This window comes from Thiocapsa bogorovii, from assembly GCF_021228795.1.
GTDB classification, from domain to species: domain Bacteria; phylum Pseudomonadota; class Gammaproteobacteria; order Chromatiales; family Chromatiaceae; genus Thiocapsa; species Thiocapsa bogorovii.
Window position 1 is genome coordinate 2,776,895 of sequence record NZ_CP089309.1, and the last position, 21,653, is coordinate 2,798,547.

18 protein-coding genes and 3 pseudogenes are annotated in these 21,653 nt (G+C 65.0%); 8 read left to right on the forward strand and 13 right to left on the reverse strand.

Features of this window, described 5'->3' with window-relative positions:
* Positions 1-211: 211 nt before the first annotated feature.
* The 3 genes and pseudogenes from LT988_RS12560 to LT988_RS12570 form a co-directional block, all read right to left on the reverse strand.
* Positions 212-406, reverse strand: coding sequence for a hypothetical protein (locus LT988_RS12560; RefSeq protein WP_232410461.1), 195 nt, complete (start codon positions 404-406; stop codon positions 212-214).
* Positions 407-468: 62 nt separating this feature from the next.
* Complete coding sequence (locus tag LT988_RS12565; protein WP_232410462.1) at positions 469-1,461, reverse strand: transporter; 993 nt, start codon at positions 1,459-1,461, stop codon at positions 469-471.
* A gap of 62 nt (positions 1,462-1,523) precedes the next feature.
* A pseudogene (locus tag LT988_RS12570) lies at positions 1,524-2,960 on the reverse strand (sulfatase-like hydrolase/transferase); the annotation flags it as partial.
* A gap of 346 nt (positions 2,961-3,306) precedes the next feature.
* Between LT988_RS12570 and LT988_RS12575 the strand changes: the two are divergent.
* The 3 genes and pseudogenes from LT988_RS12575 to LT988_RS12585 form a co-directional block, all read left to right on the forward strand.
* Positions 3,307-3,864: a hypothetical protein gene (locus LT988_RS12575; RefSeq protein ID WP_232407571.1), complete on the forward strand. Its 558-nt coding sequence runs from the start codon at positions 3,307-3,309 to the stop codon at positions 3,862-3,864.
* A 133-nt stretch (positions 3,865-3,997) separates the two neighbouring features.
* Positions 3,998-5,362: an IS110 family RNA-guided transposase gene (locus LT988_RS12580; RefSeq protein ID WP_232410464.1), complete on the forward strand. Its 1,365-nt coding sequence runs from the start codon at positions 3,998-4,000 to the stop codon at positions 5,360-5,362.
* Between the two features lie 5 nt (positions 5,363-5,367).
* A pseudogene (locus LT988_RS12585) lies at positions 5,368-6,477 on the forward strand (IS3 family transposase); the annotation flags it as partial.
* 169 nt (positions 6,478-6,646) lie between these two features.
* On the opposite strand, the gene LT988_RS12590 reads toward LT988_RS12585, so the two are convergent.
* The 3 genes from LT988_RS12590 to LT988_RS12600 are packed head-to-tail and all read right to left on the reverse strand — an operon-like array spanning position 6,647 to position 8,260.
* Positions 6,647-7,516, reverse strand: coding sequence for an SMP-30/gluconolactonase/LRE family protein (locus LT988_RS12590; protein ID WP_232410465.1), 870 nt, complete (start codon positions 7,514-7,516; stop codon positions 6,647-6,649).
* Positions 7,517-7,565: 49 nt separating this feature from the next.
* Entirely contained in the window at positions 7,566-7,934 is a 369-nt protein-coding gene (locus LT988_RS12595) for a cupin domain-containing protein (RefSeq protein ID WP_232410466.1), read from the reverse strand.
* Positions 7,931-8,260, reverse strand: coding sequence for a fumarylacetoacetate hydrolase family protein (locus tag LT988_RS12600; RefSeq protein WP_232410467.1), 330 nt, complete (start codon positions 8,258-8,260; stop codon positions 7,931-7,933). The genes LT988_RS12595 and LT988_RS12600 overlap by 4 nt, the downstream gene beginning before the upstream one ends.
* Before the next feature lie 61 nt (positions 8,261-8,321).
* On the opposite strand from LT988_RS12600, the gene LT988_RS12605 reads away from it, so the two are divergent.
* A complete protein-coding gene (locus LT988_RS12605) occupies positions 8,322-8,753 on the forward strand; it encodes a hypothetical protein (protein WP_232410468.1) in 432 nt (143 codons plus the stop codon).
* Positions 8,678-9,178, forward strand: coding sequence for a helix-turn-helix domain-containing protein (locus tag LT988_RS12610; RefSeq protein ID WP_232410469.1), 501 nt, complete (start codon positions 8,678-8,680; stop codon positions 9,176-9,178). Before LT988_RS12605 ends, LT988_RS12610 begins: the two co-directional genes overlap by 76 nt.
* Before the next feature lie 178 nt (positions 9,179-9,356).
* Here the strand turns inward: LT988_RS12610 and LT988_RS12615 are convergent, their stop codons facing one another.
* The gene (locus tag LT988_RS12615; protein ID WP_232405990.1) at positions 9,357-10,898 is read right to left on the reverse strand and encodes a transposase; all 1,542 of its coding nucleotides are present in this window, start codon (positions 10,896-10,898) and stop codon (positions 9,357-9,359) included.
* 1,016 nt (positions 10,899-11,914) lie between these two features.
* Between LT988_RS12615 and LT988_RS12620 the strand changes: the two are divergent.
* The 3 genes and pseudogenes from LT988_RS12620 to soxX form a co-directional block, all read left to right on the forward strand.
* A pseudogene (locus LT988_RS12620) lies at positions 11,915-12,094 on the forward strand (IS256 family transposase); the annotation flags it as partial.
* Positions 12,095-12,428: 334 nt separating this feature from the next.
* Complete coding sequence (gene soxA / locus LT988_RS12625; protein WP_232410471.1) at positions 12,429-13,271, forward strand: sulfur oxidation c-type cytochrome SoxA; 843 nt, start codon at positions 12,429-12,431, stop codon at positions 13,269-13,271.
* A 26-nt stretch (positions 13,272-13,297) separates the two neighbouring features.
* On the forward strand, positions 13,298-14,035 hold the full coding sequence (gene soxX / locus LT988_RS12630) for a sulfur oxidation c-type cytochrome SoxX (protein WP_232410472.1): 738 nt from the start codon (positions 13,298-13,300) through the stop codon (positions 14,033-14,035).
* A gap of 687 nt (positions 14,036-14,722) precedes the next feature.
* Here the strand turns inward: soxX and glmS are convergent.
* The 6 genes from glmS to atpG form a co-directional block, all read right to left on the reverse strand.
* Positions 14,723-16,555, reverse strand: coding sequence for a glutamine--fructose-6-phosphate transaminase (isomerizing) (glmS, locus tag LT988_RS12635; protein WP_232410473.1), 1,833 nt, complete (start codon positions 16,553-16,555; stop codon positions 14,723-14,725).
* A 56-nt stretch (positions 16,556-16,611) separates the two neighbouring features.
* A complete protein-coding gene (gene glmU, locus LT988_RS12640; protein ID WP_232410474.1) occupies positions 16,612-17,982 on the reverse strand; it encodes a bifunctional UDP-N-acetylglucosamine diphosphorylase/glucosamine-1-phosphate N-acetyltransferase GlmU in 1,371 nt (456 codons plus the stop codon).
* Between the two features lie 25 nt (positions 17,983-18,007).
* The gene (locus tag LT988_RS12645; protein ID WP_232410475.1) at positions 18,008-18,505 is read right to left on the reverse strand and encodes an FKBP-type peptidyl-prolyl cis-trans isomerase; all 498 of its coding nucleotides are present in this window, start codon (positions 18,503-18,505) and stop codon (positions 18,008-18,010) included.
* A 175-nt stretch (positions 18,506-18,680) separates the two neighbouring features.
* Positions 18,681-19,103 (reverse strand): F0F1 ATP synthase subunit epsilon, encoded by a 423-nt coding sequence (locus tag LT988_RS12650; protein WP_232410476.1) that lies wholly within the window; start codon positions 19,101-19,103, stop codon positions 18,681-18,683.
* Positions 19,104-19,302: 199 nt separating this feature from the next.
* Entirely contained in the window at positions 19,303-20,685 is a 1,383-nt protein-coding gene (atpD, locus tag LT988_RS12655; RefSeq protein ID WP_232410477.1) for a F0F1 ATP synthase subunit beta, read from the reverse strand.
* Positions 20,686-20,786: 101 nt separating this feature from the next.
* Complete coding sequence (gene atpG / locus LT988_RS12660) at positions 20,787-21,650, reverse strand: F0F1 ATP synthase subunit gamma (RefSeq protein ID WP_232410478.1); 864 nt, start codon at positions 21,648-21,650, stop codon at positions 20,787-20,789.
* Positions 21,651-21,653: the final 3 nt, after the last annotated feature.

Genomic DNA, 21,653 nt, shown 5'->3' on the forward strand with positions numbered 1-21,653 from the left:
TATATGATTGATAAATTTCGTACAAACGGGTCAAGGTCAGTACCGAATCCATCACCGAAATCCGGTCGCACCGGACCCCGCAAAGGTCTCCCCCGCCTCGGGGAGAGCTGGATTCGTGACAAGCATCGAACTGATCGATAGCGGCTGGCTTTTCCGCTGCGTCGGCGCCGTCCAGATCCGCTGTAGGTCGGTGCTGGGTGGTTGGCGATAGTCAAGAGCCCGAGCGGAGGAGCCCCACGATCGACCAGGAAATGGCGCTCGGATTCGCCATCTCCACCAGCCGGTCGCCTCGGTTAAACTCCGACAGCTTGAGCGCCCCAATGAAGGCGCCCGGCGGGGAGCCGTCGCTCGTCGCGACTTCGGCGACGACCCCGGTCCAACCGGGAGCCGCCACTCGGCCCGCCATGTTCGGCGTCCGCTGGATCCTGATAGCGGGCGCCTGGCACCGGTTCCCGTCGCGATGCGCTGCTACTCTTCCTTCAGCCTTCGCGAGCCTTCGATCAGGGGGTGCCAGCCGAACACCAGCGTGGCCATGAAACCATCCATCTGCAGGTCACCGGGGGCGTTGTCGTTGATGGTCGACTTGTAGCCGACGGTCAGATTCAGGTTCTCTTTGATCGTGTAACCGAGTGTGAGCCCGACACCGAGATTGTCGAGCTTTTCCCCCTGGACGCCGTCGATACTCGCCTGGCCCCCGTTGTACCAGACGGCGTCGAGCGAGCCCCAGAGATGCTCGGTGAAGTCGCGCGTCAAGTGCGCATCCAACTGGAACAGCGGATCGGTCTCCAAGGTCTGGCCGACATAATCGGTGTTGTTGCCGAACAGCCAAACCGCGGGCAGGAGCTCCAGGGTCGTGCGCCGGCCCGGCACCCAGGGGCCGAGCTGCCAGATGACGGGCAGACCGAGGCGCCCGTACCAGCGGTTCTGGCCGATGTTCAGGGGTTGGTCGCTGTCGTATTCGCCGATCGGCAGGGCCAGGTCGGCGAGCAATTTCACTGTGAACCCCGGCTCATAGCGCATGACGTCGGGAATATTTTTTTGCGCCGGCGGACCGATGACGGTGATGCCGAGCTCGAGCATCGGATCGCCGAAGCCGCTGGCCGACTGGTTGAACGTCCTGCCGGCGACGGTCACGTCGCCCGAGATCCGCCCCATCGGCAGCAGGATGGCGGCCATGGCCGAGCGATCGAACAATGCGAATGTCCGCGCGTATCCGGCGATGGCCATGGTAGCGTCGAAGTTCGCGCCCGGTGTCACGATGTGCGCCGGATCGAAGGGGTTGGTGTTGCCGTTGATCGATTCGAAAATGAGCGGCACCGCAATCGCGCCTGAGAGCGTATCCCAAGAGAAGCGCGCCGGCACTTGGGCGAGCGCTTGGAGTGGACCGAGCGCGCCTATGGCGAGCAGCGTAACGAGCGCAAACCGCGATCGCATGGCCTGTTTCATCGAACCTGTGTTCATGGACGTGAGATCACTATCCTGCTTGATGAATGATTGGGTCGGCACCGTATTTCGCTTGGGGGTCAACGCTCGGGATCGGCCAGCATGTCCTCGGGCGGCACGAACTGCCCCTTGTTGATCAGCGGCGGAAAACCGGGGTCATCCGGGACACGCGGCGGAAGCTGATCTTTCAGGGTCTCGAACGGAGAGCGGCTCGGCAGGATCACGTTGTTCGTGCGGACGTAACGATCCCAAAGCGCGACCATCTGCCGCACCTTGTCCGGTCGTGCCGCGGCCAGATCCTGGCGCTCGGCAGGATCCGCAGCGAGGTTGTAGAGTTCCCAATCGCGGGTGCCCAGTGGCTCGTACTGCCAACGCAGCTTCCAGTCGCCCTGTCGCACCGCGGGATTGCCGAAGATCTCCCAGGCAAGGGTGTCCTCGTCGGTCCGCGGCGACTGTGCTTGACCGCTCAGCATGCGGTTCCAGAACTTGCCGATGAGTGCGGGGACGTCACGCCCCTCGTAGGTCTTCGGATAGTCGGTCCCGGCAATCTCGAGCAGGGTCGGCATGATGTCGGCCACATGCATGACCCCATCGTTGATGCTGCCCTTCGGCCGCTCGTCGGCCGGGCCGCTGACAATGAGCGCGTTGCGGATGCCGCCTTCGGCGACCCAACCCTTGTACTGGCTGAAGGGCGTCATCGAGACCTGCGCCCACATCGGGCCGTAGCCGACGTAGGAGCCGGGGTCGCCCCAGGCCTTCGGATGGGTCTGCGACCACTTGATCGCCGCAAAGAGGAAGTCGCGCGTGCCCGGCTGACCCGCGATCATCTTGAACAGATCGGTGCCCTCGGCACCGTTGTCGCCGAACACGATGAAGATGGTGTTCTCGTACTCGCCGATCTTCCTGAGGTGGTCGATTAGCCGGCCGACGTGGAAGTCCATGTTCTCCACCATCCCGGCGTAGAGTTCCATCTTCTTGCCACGGGTTGCCTGGGCCGCCGGCGCGAGCGTGACGGGATCGGGGACGAACCACATCCGTTCGGCGAGCTGCGTGCCCGGCGGCAGGATGCCGAGCGCGATCTGGCGCTGCAAGCGCTCCTGTCGCACCGCGTCCCAACCCTTGTCGTACTCCCCGACATGACGGTTACGCCACTCCCGGGGCAGGTGATAGGGATCATGCGGCGCCTGGTGGGAGACATAGGCAAAGAAGGGTTTGCCGTCGCCCTGATTGGCGTCGATGAACTCGATCAACTTATCGGTGTAGGTCTTGGTCGCGTAGTAGTCCTTGGGCAGCTTGGTGAGATAACGCCCGTCTTCGGTGAAGACCGATTTGGGCGATGCACCGGTGAAATTGGTCATGTCCCAGTAGCTGCCCGCCCCGTCGAGCAGCGAGAAGTCGCGCTCGAATCCGCGCGCGGCCGGAATCAACTCCGGCGCCTTGCCCAGGTGCCACTTGCCGACCATGTAGGTGTGATAGCCGGCGTCGCGCAGCAACTGGGGCAGCGTGAGCACATCGGTGTTGAGATAGCCTTCGTAGCCGGGGACGCCGCGCTGGTTGGGCGCAGTCCATTCGTGGCCCTGTTACGTTTCCTGTGGGTCAGGGCTTGACTCCGGCCCTGCCGATTCACACCCTTTGGAGCACATTTCGTAAAACCTGTTGCTGTGCCTGTGGGCATGTGGGCGCGAGCCCCAGGTGTCAGGATAGATGTCGCCTCCCTTTGGGAGAATGTGTGGGAGGATGGGGCATCACCGACCCGGGGCTTTGCGCCCTCCGGGGTCAGCCGGGAAGGAGCCCGAAGGGCGACTGACGGCTGACCCCGGAGGGCGCGGCGCAAGCGCCCCGAGGCATGAGAAGGCGAGCGACATGACAACCTATTCGAGCGAACTGAAAGACAGCATCCTGACGAAGCTACTGCCGCCCAACAACGTCGGCGTCCCGCAGTTGGCCGCGCAAACCGGCATCCCGCGCGACACCCTCTACGGCTGGCGGCGCGAGGCGTTGGGTCGGGCGCGTCGACCACGGGCATCGACGGTGCCTGCCGGGACGCTCGGCAGCGAGGAGAAGTTTGCCGTGGTGATGGAGACCGCCACCCTCAATGAGTTGGAGCTGGGCGCGTACTGTCGGCGCAAGGGCCTGTTCGCCGAGCAGATCAGCGCGTGGCGCACGACCTGCCAGCAGGCCAATGCGCCGCTGACGAGCACGACCGAGCGGGCCGAGCGGCGCGCCGAGCAGGCGGAGATCGTGCGCCTGGGTCGGGAGTTGCAGCGCAAGGACCGAGCCTTGGCCGAAGCCGCCACGTTGCTGGTGCTCCAAAAAACCCTCCTCGGGGCGCGCCCCGCTCCTGTAGGCGCACAAACTCCTTTCGGCATAGACTTGGGGCGACTTCGAGAGCCGAGGCCGTCTGCTTTTTGGTGGCGTTGACCCCGTAAAAAAACGTGGCCCGGGGACTGTTGCGAGTCTGCGTGTGATGACGCCGTTCGGCGATCCCGAATAGGAAGGTGATTGATCTCGCTGTCCCTGCTCTCGATCCTGTTCGACTGTCGAGGGCCATGTCATGAAGCCGATCCCGTCCAAGAAGAGCCGTCGCGCCAAACCGCTGTCCACCGTCAATCCCCGTGCGGCGGGGATCGACGTCGGTGCACAATTTCATGTTGTTGCCGTCCCGCCGGAGTGCGATGCCGAGGCGGTGCGCACCTTTCGGAGTTTCACCGGCGATCTGCATCGCCTCGCGGACTGGCTGGTCGCCTGCCGGATCGAAACGGTGGCCATGGAGTCGACGGGCGTGTACTGGATTGCCCTCTACGAGATCCTCGAGGCACGCGGGATCCGCGTGGTCGTCGCCAATGCTCGCGACGTCAAGCATGTGCCGGGGCGCAAGACCGACGTCAACGACGCCCAGTGGCTGCAACAACTGCATACCTATGGCCTGCTGCGCGGCAGCTTTCATCCTCCGGGCGACATTGCCGCCTTGCGCGCCTATCTGCGCCAGCGCGAGCGTCTGCTCGACTACGCAGCCTCCCACATCCAGCACATGCAGAAGGCGCTGACGCAGATGAATCTGCAGCTGCACCACGTCGTCTCCGACATCACCGGCAAGACCGGGATGCGCATCATCCGCGCGATCCTTGACGGGACACGGGATCCGCAGGTGCTCGCGAGCTATCGCGACGGGCGCTGCAAGGCGTCGGTCGAGACCATTGCTCAGGCGCTGGAGGGCAACTATCGACCCGAGCACCTGTTTGCCCTTGAACAGGCGGTGGCGCTCTACGACGCCTATCAGGAACGGGTTGTGGCCTGTGATCGGCGCATCGAAGCGGCGCTCGCACAACTGGCGCCACCCGAGCCGCCGGCCGAGCCCTTATCCGCCCCCCGACACAAGACCCGCCAGCCCAATGCCCTCGCTTTCGAGGTTCGCCAGGCGCTGCATGCCGTCATCGGCGTGGATCTGACGCAGATCCACGGCATCGGCCCCTATCTGGCACTCAAGCTCGTCGGCGAATGCGGAACCGACCTGTCCGCCTGGCCGACCGCCAAGCACTTCACCTCCTGGCTGTGCCTCTCGCCCGGCAACAAGATCTCGGGCGGCAAGGTCCTCTCGGCGCGCACCCGCCGCTCGCACAACCGCGCCAGTGCCCTGCTACGCTTGGCGGCCGTCAACGTCGGCAAGACCGACAGCGCGCTCGGCGCCTTCTATCGTCGCCTGGCGATGCGTGTCGGCAAGGCCAAGGCCGTCACCGCCACCGCACGCAAGCTCGCGGTGCTCTTCTACAACACGCTTCGCCATGGAATGGACTACAGTGATCCGGGAGCGTCCGACTACGAAGAGCGGCATCGCCGGCGGGTGGTGCAAAACCTCGAGCGTCGCGCCAAACAGCTCGGTTTCACCCTTGAGCCCGCCCCGGCAGCCGGAGTTTCTTAGGAAGTCCGGGCGATCTGGGAGGAGCCAGAGGACGCTCGCTCGCCTATGAGCGGCGCGTACAAGTGAGCGAGTCCATCGCCCAAGCCTGTGCCGAGGGCGCCCGCCTGAGTCGCGCCTGCGCCGCCGTGGGGCTGTCCGAGCGCACCCTGCAGCGCTGGCGTCGCGACGGGGCGATCGGCGGCGACGGGCGCACGCGCGAGCACCGGACCGAAGGCGCGGTACGCACCCCGGCCAATCGGCTCTCGCCCCACGAGCGACAAGCCGTCCTCACAGCCGCCAACGCGCCCAGGTTCGCGAGCTTGAGTCCGCATCAGATCGTCCCGGCGCTGGCCGACGAGGGCTGCTACCTGGGATCCGAGTCGACCTTCTACCGCGTGCTGCGCGACGCCGGGCAGCTCGCCCGCCGCGGTCGCGCCAAGGCGCCGGCACGCCTGCGCCCGCAGCCGTTGGAGGCGACCGGGCCGAATCGGGTCTGGAGCTGGGACATCACCTACCTGGCCAGTACCGTGCAGGGGATGTTCTTCTATCTGTACCTGATCATGGATGTCTACAGCCGCAAGATCGTCGGCTGGGAGGTCTACCCGCAGGAGTCCGCCGCGCACGCCGCCAGCGTCCTGCACAAGGCTTACCTGCGCGAAGGCGTGCACCCGGGCACACTGGTCCTGCACTCGGACAACGGCTCGCCGATGAAAGGCGCCACCATGCTGGTGATGCTTCAACGCTTGGGCGTCGTGCCGTCCTTTAGTCGCCGGGCGGTGAGCAACGACAACCCCTACTCGGAGTCGCTGTTCAACACCGTCAAGGGGCGCCCGGACTTTCCCTCCGATCCCTTCGACGACGTCGAGGTGGCACGCCGCTGGATGACGACATTCACCGCCTGGTACAACACCATTCACCTGCACAGCGCGCTGAAGTTCGTCACCCCGGCACAGCGCCATCGCGGCGAGGATGTCGACCTGCTGGCACGGCGCGACGCGCTCTATCAAGCCGCCAGAGACGACAACCCGACGCGCTGGTCCGGACCCACCCGCAATTGGACGCCGCCCCCTTCGGTCTTGCTCAACCCGGGAAAACCCCCTCGTGAACAGGAGAAGGCCGACACGAACATGACATGATTGATGCGACAACTACCTTGACACTTACCGCTAGGCCGACGATCCAAAACGCGCAAATCAGGTTGCCGGCCTTTCGGACGGTGGCTCGGAGCAAGCGCGGCAATACGGCCTTCATCAGCAACCCTCGTTGCATCACAATCCCACCTCGATTCCCTGCGCCTTCCCTAACTCAGGGAAGGCCCGCCCCAGGCACCTCGACCTCGACCACCCGCAGGGTCGCGCTCGGACACTGTGCAATCTCCGCCGGATCGTGGGAGTCCGAGCCGCAGATGAAGAGACTGCGGCGCTCCGGCCCGCCCAGCATCACCGCATAGCACTGCGTGTCCAGCTCGACCCGCTCGACGATCTCGCGGTCTTTGCGCACGCGCAAGGCACCGAACTGGCCTTCCGGGTTGGCGAGCCACACGGCCCCCTCGACGTCGAGCGCGATGCCATCGGGACTCAGGTCCTCGGGCAACTGGGCATAGAGGCGCCGGTTGGCGAGCGACCCGTCGGCCTGGACGTCGAAGGCGGTCAGGCGGTGACCCATGGTCTCGGCGACGATCAGGGTCTTGCCGTCGGGCGTGATCACCATGCCGTTCGGGAAGCTCAAGTCCTGGGCGACGACCCGGACGCGCCCATCGGGATCGACGCAGGCGATCACACAGGTGTCCACAGGTTTGCTCGCGGGATCGAAGAAGTTGTAGCCGATGTCGCCGACGTACATCCGGTCTTGCGCATCGACGATGCCGTCGCTCAGGCAGAAGGTGGTGATGCCGCTGAGGTCGGCTAGGGGCTGAAGGGCCTCGCCATCCCAGCGGTGGATCTGCCGCTGCATCGCGTCGCCGACCAGCAGGCTGCCGTCGCGCCGGAATCCGAAGGCGTTCGGGATGAATGGCAGTTCCACCGCCGTCTCGACCCGGCCCTCGAGGTCCGCGGTCTTGATCCGCTTGTCGTGGATGTCCAGGAACCACAGCTTGCCGTCATGCCAGCGCGGGCTCTCCGTGAACTTCAGACCCTGCGTCTTGTCGGTCAGAGCGTGTGCGGTATGGGTTTCCATGAGTCCTCCTGTGCAAGTCGCCGGCGAGTCCGGGTGGTCTGCCGCCGGACTATTCGCCGGTCCGGTTGATGAAGGCGAGTCGGATGTCGGTGATCGACCGGGTCACATGGCCCTTGCCGGTGGTGTCGTCGCAATAGAGCACTTCACCAGGACCCAGGCGCAGGGTCGTGCCGTCGCTGGTCTCCACCTCGCCCTCGACGGAGAGAACGATGCAGATGTATGGCTGCGGGGCGTTGTGCGATGGCACCTTGGTCTCGGCCGGGGCCGAAAAGACGACGAAGGTACTGGCGGCGTCGGCCTCGGTCATCTGCCCCACCGGGTTCGGCGGTGGCCCGAGGGGGGCCTCATGCTCCGGGATGTCACGGACGCCGATGTGCGTCTCACCCTGTTCGTCGGCGTAGATACGGGGGAACTTCATGATCGGATGTCCGCCTGATGGGACGGCAAGTTGTCCTGAGAGGAGTCCGGCGGCCGGTGCCTACGGGCTATGGAACTTCTGCAGCGCCGGGCGAAGCGGAAGCGCAAGCTGCCCAGCCGTTCGAAGCGAATCTCGATCGCCGCGCCCGGATCGATGAAGTCGTCATGATCCAGGCCGGTGCAGTCCGGGATGGTGCCTAACCCGATGACGGTTCCGGGCTTGATGGGCGTGATGAATCCGAGCCAGGCGAAAACGTCCTCGGCCTCGTGGCGGAGCTCCCGGTAGGCCCGCTCGACGTTCATATAGAGCCGCGTCGGGCGCGCCACCCGCCGTAAGGCCCGAACTCGCGTCGCAGGCGCGATTCTTCTCGTTCAGCACCGCAAGATCGTGCGCCTCGGGGCAACCAGCGTGGTCTTCCACACCAGCAATCAGCGCCTGCGAACCAGCACCAGCGTGCGCAAGGGTCTGCTCGGCTACGTCACCTTCGGCCCGCAGGCGCGGGGGACGGTGAACGGGGTGCCGGTCCGCCCAGCTATGCTGCTGGCCGCGGCGCCGGACTCCGAGGCCGGATTCGTGGTGGAGCCTGGCTGGGAGAGCATCACCTTTCTGCTCCCGCCCGAGGAGATCCGCCTCCATTGGACGGCGCGCCAGTGGGCGGGGGAGTTTCTTCTTCCGCAGGGGGTGGAGACGCGACAGGCCAGCGAGGCGCTGGTGTGCGGACTCTTCGGCTGGGGAAGCGTCTGGTGGAGATCGCGGTCGCGCAGCCTGCCCTGTTCGACGATGAGGAGGGAGAACGGGTCGCCGCGCGGATCGAGTTGATCGAATTACTGTTGGCGACGCTCCGGCAGGCCGGCGATCTCGTGCCCGTCCGCGGCGACCGGACCCGGCGGTCCCGCAGCCGGATCGTGCGGCGCGCCGAGAAGTATTGCCTGGCGCGCAACGGCGCCGATCTCTGCGTCAGCGATCTGTGCCGGGTCGCCGGCGTGAGCGAGCGCACCCTGGACTATGCCTTCAAGGAGGTCATGGGTCTGACCCCATTAGCCTATCTGACTCGGCTGCGGCTGCATCGGGTTCGCAAGGCCCTAATGGCGGCGGCCCCGGGATCGACCACCGTCTCCGCGCAGGCGCTCACGTGGGGCTTCTGGCATTTCGGGGAGTTCTCGCAAGCCTACCGGGCGTGTTTCGGCGAGCTGCCTTCGCAGACGCTGCAGCGGCGCCCAAAGCCCGCCGACCTGCGGGAGTAGGACGCCAACTGCAAGACTCCTCAAGGGCATTTCAGGCAAGTCAGCGGGACCCGGAACCGGTACGGGGCTGGTCGGTATTTCAGTGGCCTGAACACCGTTGACCCTAAAAAGAGCAGTTAGCGCCCGTCGCGGAGCGTTTTCGGCCCGCGGGCGAGTACACATACCGGCGGTTCGGCGGCTACGCCGGCGCCGGTAACACCGCCGGCGGCTGCAATTGGCGGCCGTTGAGATACTTCACCAGCGCCCGCGAGAGGAGCCGGTACCAGCGTTGCAGGGGACTCAACTGCTCCGCAGTTCGGCGCAGCGTGTTGAAGAAGGCCGTGATCTCGCGGCAGGTCGCCTCCACCCACCCGGCTTCGGCATGGGGATGGCTGATGGTCAGGCGCGTCTGCCCGCCGTGACGGGTCAGTCGTGCCGGTGCGCTGAGCAGCAGCGGGCGGCTGGTGATCGCCTCGGTGTGCCGAGTCGGGTCGGCCAGGCGCACGAACAGGCTCCACCAGTTGTAGGTCAAGGCGGTGATGCGCGCCATGAAGCGGCAGCGCTTGATGTCGCGGGTGGTGAAGCCGCCCCAGCCCCAATGGTTCTTGAGCTCGTCGAAGGGATTCTCCGCGTCGGCGCGATCGCGATAGAGTTGCGCCACGCTCAGGATCTCATGGGGCAGCGAGGTCACCAGCACGGCGTACTCGTAGACGATCGTCTCGTCGGTGAGCTCGGCGAAGCTCAGGCGCAGCTGCTCGGGATCACCCTGCTCGACGACGGCCAGGTCGGCCTTGATGCGCCGGCGCAGCACGACGGCGCGCCGGGCACGGCTCCAGCCCGACAGACGCAGGGTCGTCTCGGCCCCCTGCCAGCCTTGACCGGCATCGCACCACTCGGCATCGCGCATCAGGCGCTCGACGGTCTGCTTGACCTTGGAGGTCATGCGCAGCTTGAACAGATACGGGATCCCCTCCTGCTCGGCCCGTGCCATGTTGGCTTGGGTGCCCCAATCGCGGTCGCCGCGAATGCACAGCGGCCAGTGCGCCCGCGGCAGGCGCGCGAGCAACTCCCACAGGCCCGGCGCGCTGTACTTGGACGCGGTTTGGTTGCCGTCCAGCACCTCCACGTCCAGGATCAGACGCAGACCGGCGACGAAATAGGTATGGTAGGTGTGCGAGGGCCGACCCGGCTTGTGCGGATTGTAGCCTTTGACCGCACCCTCTTGATGCCCGTAGAGCGGCTTGACCGTCACGTCGGCATCGAGAATCCAGGGCACGCCCAGCACCGGCGCCACGCAGGCGTCCAGGTGGTTCTGCAACCAGGCCACCCCGTCGGCTTCATCGAGCTTGCCGAGGTTGCGGCGCACCGAGTCCTCGCTCACCACCGCCTCCATGCCCAGCAGGGCGGCGTTGATGGTGTCGCCGCGCAGGGCACTGATGTGGGCATAGCGCTGATGCCCGGACAGCACCGCCAGGATGGCGGTACCCAGAACGTCGCGCGTGCTCGGGGCGTTCGGGCTGGTCAGCTTCAGCGGGCAGCTCTCGACCCAGGCATCGAAGCGCCCGCCCAGGCGCAAAAACTCGGTGAAGAACGGCAGCTGCCCCAGCGGGGTGACCGCCGCCTGCGCATCCCACTCGACGTGGACGCGCCCGCCAAACGTGTCCACCGCAACCGGGCCGGCATGCGGTACCAATGCGGTGGTTTCGGGTTCACCCTGCGGGTGAGGGATCGGGTTGCTCATGGGGACCTCCTTGCGCCGATATTTCAGCGGCTTGGATCACTCGAGGCAAGGTTTAACTGCTCTTTTTAGGTTGACTGTTGAAAGTCTTTACTGGGGGGGGTCGCGTGCGAGACCGAGTATCCGCTTCCCGCCATCTTGCGGCCTTTCCCCATAGACCGGCGGTTGACGGGCTTTAGCCGGCTGCTGTCGGTCAGCAGCGTCGGAGGCCCACTACGGCCAGTCGCTCAGCCCACTGACAGCACATGACCCAGACCCGCCGCTCGGCGCCTGGTCTTGAGCGACCGCCCTGGACGCAGAGCAGTCTCCCAGGATTGCTTATGGCTGGCGATGCTTACCGCTGCGAGCAGGCACCCAAAGCGAACGCGCTAGCGGATCGGACACGATCTGTGAAGGACATCGGCTCTATCGCCTGCGGTCGCACCGCAATGAACCACGACAGAGGCTATGCGCATCGTCGCACTTAACGACTGAAGCGTCCTCGACGCGGCAGGTTCTCACCCGTCACCGCGGTATCACGTGCACGATCATCCTGGCTGCGCCGCAAGCAAGCTCGAGTCACAGATCGGGATGAACCCGCCGCTGTTCGGAACGGCGCCCAGCCGCGATGCGCGAGCTATGCGCGGTTCTGGTGTATGAGCGGGGACTGATCCTAGATCCGGCAGTTGACCGCTTCGTGCCGCATGCAAGGGTTTGACCTTGTTGAGCATCATGGTCATCTGATGCCTCACCCGCCGGGTGGCGGCCGCTACGACCCCTGGAGCACGTCCCGCGCGGCGCCCGACCGCGTTGCAACTCGTTGTCGTAGAACCACTACGACGCCTCGTTGCGCCTTGCCGGACACCACGCGGGACGCACTCCAGGGGCCGTTCAACTGCCGGATCTAGGCTGATAGATCTTGAGCAGGCGACGCACCGTTGCCGACCATGTGGTTGTCGAGACCCAACGCAGCAACTAAAGAAGCGCGCCGCAAGCGGCGATACGAGTAAGGGGCCGGGAGGGCACGAGGGGATCAGGGGGTGCCGCAGGCGGAGCCGCGGCTGCCGTTGGAGGAACTGGTGCGCCGAGGGGCGCGCGAGATCCTGCGGCGCGCCCTCGGGGCGGAGGTGGAGCAACTGCTCGAGGAGTTTGCCGGGGTCTTTCTGATGGACGGACGCCGGGCTGTGGTGCGCAACCGTTATCTGCCGGCGCGTGAGATTGCGCCGCGAAGCGACCTTCGCAGGTGACGGACGGTTCGAAATTGCCGCGTTCACCCGAATGCCCCGCTCCCGGCCAACCGTGCGGGAGGCCGCTCGGGCGGGTTGCGCGCTGCCTCGGCGATCAGGATCTCCTCCCCGGCCCGGGGCGCGACGATCGACGCGCGAACCCTGCGAAAAGTCCGTTGTTGCCGACGGCGTTTTCCTCCCTATTTGCCGCGTCCGCCGGCCACATATGCCGTCGCTAGCGACGGCCGATTTTCGTATGTCTCGATCAGCCGCCGCCTCTGCTTTCCCCTGATAACGATACCCCTGGGAGCGGGGAGGAGTTCACCGAATGTTCCGATCGATCCTAGGTGCCGCCTGCGTGGCGGCGAGCCTGTCCACTGCGGCGTTTGCCGAACAATGGCGTGCGCCGGAAGAGGTTTTGCAGGAGCTCATCGACAGCAAGGAGTCGGCCTATCTAACCCAAAGCGAGCAGAACATCATGATGATGCCGGACAACGCGGCCCTGTTCGTCGCGGAAGAAGGAAAGGTGTTGTTTCACGAGCCGCGAGGTCCGAACGCGGTATCGCTGGAGACCTGCGACCTGGGCAAGGGTCCGGGTGTCGTCGACGGCGCCTACGTGGAGCTGCCGCGCTACTTCGAGGACACGGGCCGGGTCATGGACCTCGAGAGTCGGCTCGTCCACTGCATGACAAGCATTCAGGGCTTCGCGCCGGATTCGCCGGAGGTGAAGACGCGGCATGGCTCGACGTCGGACATGATGAAGCTGCAGACCTACATCGCAAGCCAGTCGAGCGGCTACCCGTGGAATCCGCCCCTGGACCATCCTCTCGAGAAAGCCATGCGCGACGCGGGCGAGGTGCTCTTCTACCGCCGTTCCGGCACCTCGGACTTCGCGTGCAGTACCTGCCACACCCAGACCGGCAAGCGCATCCGCGCATCGGTGCTTCCGAACGTGAAGGATCCCCAGGAATGGACCAAGGCGATCTCCTGGCCTGCCTTCAGCGTTGGTCCGCAGGAGGTGCGCAGCAGCAATCATCGCATTCAGGGCTGCTACTGGCAGATGCGCCAGCCCCAGAGCATCCCGGGCTCGGACGCCGCCATCGCGCTCCTGTCGTTCTGGACCGATGCGGCACGCGGGCAAGCGGCGATCCTGCCGGACAAAAAACGCTGATTCCTGCTGATCACGGAGACACCCCCATGACGATCGATCGACAGACCGCTTTCGGCGCGGCCCTCGCTGCCGGCCTGCTGGTACTCACCTCCGCTGCCTCGGCCGGACCGCCCGCGCCCCAGGCCGCCTACACCGCCATGAGTCCGGAAGAGCTCGCGGACTATCTGATCTTCGAGGCCGGCGGCTTCGACCTCAACGCACCCACCCAGGACGGCGGCACGGCCCGCGATCGGATGGTCCAGGACCGGATCCAGAAGGTCTGCTCGGCCATCGGGCGCAGCGGCAAGGCGCTGGATCGAGCGACGGCCGCCAAGATCAGTGCCTTGGCCGAAGAGTCCATGGTCTTCCCGGAGGGCGGCATCGTGCTCGGCGATTGGAAGCGCGGCGAGAAGATCGCTCGCTCCGGCTTCGGCTATCGCATCGGCCGGGATACCGACGATCACACCCGCGAGCCGCCCGGCGGCAACTGCTACGCCTGCCATCAGCTCGACCCGAAGGAGATCGCGCACGGCACGGTTGGCCCGAGTCTCGCCAACTACGGCACACTGCGCGGAACCAATGACGCGATGCTGAAACACACCTATCAGATCCTCTACAACGCGCACCTGTTCTTCCCGTGCACGACCATGCCGCGCTTCGGCGAGCACGGCACGCTCACGGCGGAGCAGATCGCCGACGTCATGGCCTACCTGCTCGATCCCGCGTCGCCGGTGAACCAAGCGGCGCTCCCGACGGCGGAGACGGCGCAGGCGGCCAGGGACTGAGGCGCGCGATTCCAGGCTCGCAGCGGAGCCGGCGCCTCGCCGAGGCGCCGACAGCTCGGGTCGACGGCGTCCTGGATGATTTCGAGGACCTCCGTCCGCGTCCGTGCACCGAGATTGAGGTCACAGACGCTGGATCAACGGTGGGGATCCTCTGCGCAGAACGCCGCGAAGCGCCTCCGGTATCGGGGTCGTCTACCGCCTTGTCGAGCGTCTCGTTGCCGAGACACGGATGCCTGCAAACAAGATCCGAACCCAGCGGCCGCGACGAGCGACGGCTACCCGCCGGGCGCCATCATTGGGGCACTCAAGCTGCCGGAGTTTAACCGAGGCGACCGGCTGGTGGAGATAGCCAATCCGAGCGGCATATCCTGGCCGATCGTGGGGCTCCTCCGCTCGGGCTCTTGACTATCGCCAAACACGTCAGAACCGACCTACAGGGGATCTGGACGGCGCCGACGCAGTGGGAACGCCAGCCGCTATCGATCAGATCGATGCTTGTCACGAATCCAGCTCTCCCTGAGGCGGGGGAGACCTTTGCGAGGTCCGGTGCGACCGGATTTCGGTGATAATCTTCGTACAGATTTTGATCCGTTTGTACTAAATTTATCAATCACTTAAATCAGTGTGGTAGCAGCGGAAGAATTACAGACATCATTGTACAAGAATACCGAGCCCTCGGGTCATGGCCTACTCCACCGTGACGGATTTCGCGAGATTGCGTGGCTGATCGACATCGGTCCCCTTGAGGACGGCCACGTGATAGGCAAGCAGTTGCAGTGGAATGGTGAAGATGATTGGGTCGATCAGATCGTCTGTCTCGGGGAGACGGATGACGGTGACGCCCTCCTCTTCGACCATGGGGACATGTAGATCGGCAAAGACATAGAGCTGACCGCCGCGTGCGCGGACCTCTTCGAGATTGGATTTGAGCTTTTCGAGCAGGGCGTTGTTGGGCGCGACTGCGACAACGGGCATCTGCTCGTCGATCAAGGCAAGGGGTCCGTGCTTGAGCTCGCCCGCCGGATATGCCTCGGCGTGGATGTAGGAGATCTCCTTGAGCTTGAGCGCGCCTTCCATGGCGATCGGATATTGCTCGCCGCGTCCGAGGAAGAGCGTGTGCTGCTTGTCGACGAAGACCTCGGCGAGATCGGCGATTCGGTCGTCGAGGTCCAGCACGGCCTCGACCTTGCCCGGGAGCGCTCGAAGCAGCGCGACCACATGGGCCTCGGCGGTGTCGCTCAGCGCATTTTCGCGGCCGAGCGCCACGGTCATCAGCAACAAGGAGACCAGCTGGGTGGTGAAGGCCTTGGTGGAGGCGACACCGATCTCGGGGCCGGCATGGGTCAAGAGCACGAGGTCCGATTCGCGCACCAGGGAGCTTTCGGGCACATTGCAGATGGCGAGCGTCGCCGCAAAGCCGGAGGATTTCGCCAGACGCAGCGCCGCGAGCGTGTCGGCCGTTTCGCCGGACTGGGAGAGGGTCACGAACAGGGCGTCGGCCGGCACGACCTGCTTGCGATAGCGGTACTCGCTCGCAACCTCGACGGTACAGGGCAGGCCGGCGAGGGCCTCGATCCAATAGCGCGCGACCAAGGCGGCATGATAGCTGGTGCCGCAGGCAACCAGGGTGACCGCCTTGACCCGAGCGAAGATCTCGGGGGCCAGGTTACCGAAACTCTCGGGGAGAACGCGCGTGCCGGCCAGGCGACCTTCGAGGGTATCGTCGATCGCTCGGGGCTGCTCGAAGATCTCCTTGAGCATGAAATGGCGGTACTCGCCGCGTTCCGCGGCATCGACCGAGACAGCGGAGGTCGTCACCGGTCGCACGACGAGGTTCCCGTCGTGGTCCCAAATACGGACGGATTCTCGGGTCAGCTCGGCGATATCGCCCTCTTCGAGAAAGATGAAGCGATTGGTGACGGGCAGGAGGGCAAAGACATCGGAGGCGATGAAATGTTCGCCGAACCCGACCCCGATGACCAGCGGGCTGCCCTGGCGAGCCGCGACCAGGTGCTCGGGATCCTGAGCATCGATGACGCCGAGGGCATAGGCGCCGCGCAGTCGTCTCCTCGCCAGGCGGACGGCATCGAGCAGGGCATGGCCGGCCTCGAGCTCGTCGAAAACCGCATGCACCACGACCTCGGTATCGGTTTCGGACGTGAAGCGGTGGCCGGCGGCGGTTTGCTCACGGCGCAGCTCTTCATGGTTTTCGATGATCCCGTTGTGCACGACCAGGCACCGGTCGCGGCAGACATGGGGATGGGCGTTGCGGGTCGCCGGCTCACCATGGGTCGCCCAACGGGTGTGAGCGATGCCCAGCGTGCCGGGCAAGGGCCGCTCGGCGACCGCCTCGGCCAGGCGCGCGACCTTGCCGAGCGTGCGGGCGCGATTCAAACGGCACGGCGCCTCGAGCACCGCGATACCCGCGGAATCATAGCCCCGATATTCGAGACGCCTCAGTCCCTCGAGCAGGATGGCCGAGACCGGACGTTGGGCGATTGCACCGACGATACCGCACATGACTTATCCCTCGCGTGTCTTATGCCGACGAGACGCCGAGACCCGAGTCGGCTCGATTAGGAGGCCGACCGCTTCCGAGGTCGCGTCCATCCCGGAATCGTCCTCTGCGAGACGCGCGTCAGCGTGAGTTGGTCCGCCGGGGCGTCGCGCGCAATCACGGAACCGGCGCCGATGGTCGCGCCCGCGCCGATACAGACTGGCGCGACCAGCGCGCTGTTGGAGCCGATAAAGGCCCCGTCTTCGATCCGGGTGAGCGACTTGTTGGCACCGTCGTAGTTACAGGTGATGCTTCCCGCGCCGACATTCACGCCCGCACCGATCTCGGCGTCGCCCAAGTAGGTCAGGTGGTTGGCCTTGCTGCCGGCACCGAGGCTGGTCTTTTTGATCTCCACGAAGTTGCCGACATGGGTGTTGTCGGCAAGGCGGGTCTCGGGGCGCAGTCGCGCAAACGGACCGATCCGCGCGTGAGCGCCGACGGAGGCCCCATCGATCACCGAGTTGGCGAGGACATGCGTGTCCGCGCCGATGCTGCAGTCCTTGAGGAGACAGTTGGGGCCGATCCGCGCGCCGCTCGAGAGCCGTACGACGCCCTCGAATATGCAGTTGATGTCGATGACGACGTCGGGATCGGCCTGAAGATCCCCGCGAAGATCGAACCGCGACGGATCCGCCAGGGTCACGCCGGAGCGCATGAGATCTTCGGCGGAATGGCGCTGATAATCGCGCTCGAGGGCCGCGAGCTGAACCCGATCGTTGACGCCGGCGACCTCCGCGAGTCGGCCTGGACGGGTCGATGCAACCGTGACACCCTCGGCTGCGGCAAGCGCGGTCACGTCAGTGAGGTAGTATTCACCCTGCACGTTGTCGTTGTCGATGCGGGCGAGCCAATCGTCGAGACGCGCCCGATCGGCGACCAAGATGCCGGTGTTGATCTCGGCGACGGCGCGCTGTTCGGGGGTTGCGTCCTTCTCCTCGACGATCCCGACGATCCGACCGCGGCGATCGCGCAGGATGCGGCCGTACCCGACGGGATCCGGAACATCGGCGGTCAGGATCGCGAGATCGGTATCGGCGGCGACCCCAAGCAAGCGGTTCAAGGTCTCTGCCGAGATCAGCGGGACGTCGCCGTAGAGGATCAAGACGCGATCCATCTCCGCGACTTCCGACATGGCCTGGATGACGGCATGTCCGGTGCCCAGTTGCTCGGCCTGCTCGGCCCAACGACACCCGGCATCGGCGAGCGCGGTTCGGACCTCATCGCCGCCGTGCCCGTAGACGGTCACGATCCGCTCGGCACCGATCGCCCGCGCCGTGCTCAGGACGTGGGCGAGCAGTGGCTTTCCGGCCAAGGGATGGAGCACCTTCGGAAGGGCTGAACGCATCCGCTTGCCCAGCCCCGCCGCCAAAATCACGACTCCAAGCCTCATCGTTTCGTCCTCTTCGAAGACCGAATCAGTGCAGACTGCCACCTGGAAGCATTGCACCGCCGCCGAGGTCCGCCGTCAACTCCGCATGTGTGGGGTCGCGGACCTCCTCGATCCGGACATGCACGCGCAGGGTCTTGCCGGCGAGCGGGTGGTTGCCGTCGACGGTGAGCTGACCGTCCTCGATCCGGGTCACGTGGAACTGCCGGGTCTCCCCGGCCTCGTTTTCCATCTGCACCTCGGCACCGACGAACCTGAATTCCGGCGGCACGTTCTCCAAGTCGTCCGTAAAGGTCAGATTCGGGTCACGCGGACCAAAGCCTTGGTCCGGTCCCAGGACCAGCTCGACCTCGTCGCCGGCACACCGCCCGTCGACGGCGGCGTCCATGCCGCCGATCAGCTCGGTTTGGCCCCCGTGGATATAACTCACGGGGATATCGGTCTGTTCCAGGATCGTACCTTGGCCGTCTTCGATTCGATAGGTCAGTGCGACAAGCTTGCCGGCACGGATGAGAGGTTCTGACATGCTGGGGTTCGCCTCCGGGTCGGGATGGGCCGGCGGGGGCCCCTTACGGGTCGCCCGTGGGGAGTGAAGAACACAGGGCGCAGGACGGGACGAGCGGTTGCCGCTGAAAATGGAGGGCCCGCTCGTGTCGGAGCGGGCCTCTGAACGCGGACCGTCAAGGAGCAATCCGGAGGGATCAGCCCTTCATCTTTCGAAGCTTCTCGATTGCGCGCAATTGCGCAATCGCCTCGGCGAGCTCGGCTTGCGCCTTCGCATACTCGAACTGAGCCGTGTGGCCGGCGAGCGCCTCCTCGGCACGGCGTTTCGCGTCGAGTGCCGCGGCCTCGTCGAGGTCGCGCGCTCGGATCGCGGTGTCGGCCAAGACGGTCACGACATGGGGCTGGACCTCAAGCATGCCCCCGGAGACGTAGAAATGCTCCTGTTCGCCATGCTCGTTCTCGACCCGCACATCGCCCGGCTTCAGACGGCTGATGAAGGCGGTATGCCGGGGCGCGATACCGACCTCGCCCAGCTCGGCGGTCGCGTACACCATGGTCGCCTGACCCGAATGAATCGCCCCTTCGGCGCTTACGATATCGACGTGAATTGTCATCGCCATAGTGCACCCCATTAAACCGCGTCTTGTTGTCAAACATGACGTTCTTGCGGAATCGGCCGGAAGCGGACTTCAGCCCCGTCTGCGCCGACGCGGTTTAAAATGAAAAAATAAAATCCTAAAACTCGGCAGCTCCGACATCTGTGTAGAAGTGCGCCGCCCGACCAAAATCACCTACAGCGCACGCCACACAGGCCGCGTTTTAGCCACCCATCTTCTCGGCCTTGGCCACCGCTTCTTCGATTCCGCCGACCATGTAGAAGGCCTGTTCGGGCAGATGATCGTAGTCGCCGTTGACGATCGCCTTGAAGTCCTTGATGGTGTCTTTTACGGTCACGAACTTGCCCGGCGATCCGGTGAAGACCTCGGCCACGAAGAAGGGCTGGGAGAGGAAGCGCTGAATCTTGCGCGCGCGCGACACGGCGAGCTTGTCCTCGTCGGAGAGCTCGTCCATACCGAGGATGGCGATGATGTCCTTGAGCTCTTTGTACCGCTGCAGGGTTCCCTGCACCGCACGCGCGGTCTGGTAGTGCTCCTGGCCGACCACGTTCGGATCGAGGATTCGGCTGGTGGAGTCCAGCGGGTCCACCGCCGGGTAGATACCCAGCTCGGCGATCTGACGGGACAACACGAGGGTCGCGTCCAGATGCGCAAAGGTGGTCGCCGGCGACGGGTCCGTCAAGTCGTCCGCCGGAACGTACACCGCCTGGAAGGAGGTGATGGAGCCGGTCCGCGTGGATGTGATGCGTTCCTGCAGCGCGCCCATCTCGGAGGCCAGGGTCGGTTGGTAACCCACGGCGGAGGGCATCCGGCCCAAGAGCGCCGAAACCTCGGTTCCGGCCAGTGTGTAGCGGTAGATGTTGTCGACGAAGAGCAGGACGTCACGACCTTCTTCGCGGAAGAACTCGGCCATCGTCAGGCCGGTCAATGCGACGCGAAGACGGTTGCCGGGCGGCTCGTTCATCTGGCCGTAAACGAGGGCCACCTTGTCGAGAACGTTCGACTCCTTCATCTCGTGATAGAAGTCGTTGCCCTCGCGGGTACGCTCGCCGACGCCAGCGAATACCGAGAAGCCGGAATGCTCGGCGGCAATGTTGCGGATGAGCTCCATCAGGGTCACGGTCTTGCCGACACCGGCGCCGCCGAAGAGTCCGACCTTGCCGCCCTTCGGGATGGGCATGATGAGGTCGATGACCTTGATGCCGGTCTCCAGGATCTCGGTGGAGGTCGCCTGGTCTTCGAATGGCGGGGCGGAACGATGGATCGACCAGCGCTCCTCGGAGTCGACATCGCCCAACTCGTCGATTGGGTTGCCCAGCACATCCATGATGCGCCCGAGCGTCTTCTGCCCGACCGGCACCTGGATCGGCGCACCCGTGGCAATCGCCGGGATGCCGCGCTGCAGGCCGTCGGTGGATCCCATCGCGATGGCACGCACGACCCCGTCGCCGAGCTGCTGCTGAACCTCGAGGGTCAGACCCGTCGACTCGATCTTGAGCGCCTCATAGACCTTGGGTATCTCGCCGCGCGGGAACTGAACGTCCACGACGGCCCCGATGATCTCCACCACGTTACCAGAGCTCATAGTCTTTTCCTCTTATGCCTTCCGGCCAATAGCGATTCTGTTTATGTCCGAGCGCTCGATGTCCGAGCGTTGGGCGCGAGCGACTGCGACGTACCGGGCGATCACACGGCGGCGGCGCCGCTCACAATCTCGGAGATCTCTTGCGTGATCGCAGCCTGTCGGGCCTTGTTGTAGACGAGTTGCAGCTCGCCGATCAGGTCGCCGGCATTGTCCGACGCGGACTTCATCGCGACCATTCGCGAGGCTTGCTCGCAGGCGCCGTTCTCGACGACCGCTTGGTAGACGAGCGACTCGATATAACGGGTCAACAGGGAATCGAGAACCGTGCGTGCGTCGGGCTCGTAGATGTAGTCCCAGTGGTAGGGCATCGCGGACTGCTCTTCACCGACGATCGGCACCAATTGCCGGATCATGGGACGCTGGGTCATGGTGTTGACGAATTCGTTGCTCGCGACATAGATGGCGTCGAGCTCCTTGGCCTCGAAGGCATCCAACATGACCTTCACGGGTCCGATCAGGTCCTCGATATGAGGTTTGTCGCCGAGATTCGTGACCTGCGCCTTGACGTCGCCGCCGAAGCGCTTGAAGAAGCCCAGCGCCTTGGATCCGATGGTGCAGAATGCAGGCTCGGTTCCTGCCGCACGCTTTTCTTTGATGTCGGCCACGAGACGCCGAAAGAGATTGCTGTTGAGCCCCCCGCAAAGCCCTCTGTCGGACGAGACCACGATGTAGCCGACCCGCTTGTGGGGACGTTCCACCGCCATGAAGGAATGACGGTACTCGGGCGTCGCTCGGGCCAAATGGCTGATGACTTGCAGCATCTTCTCGGAATAGGGCTTCGACGCCGCCATCCGGTCTTGTGCCTTGCGCATCTTGGAAGCCGCCACCATCTGCATGGCGCCGGTGATCTTTTGCGTGCTTTTGATGCTCGCAATCTTGGTACGAATTTCTTTGGCGCCTGCCATATG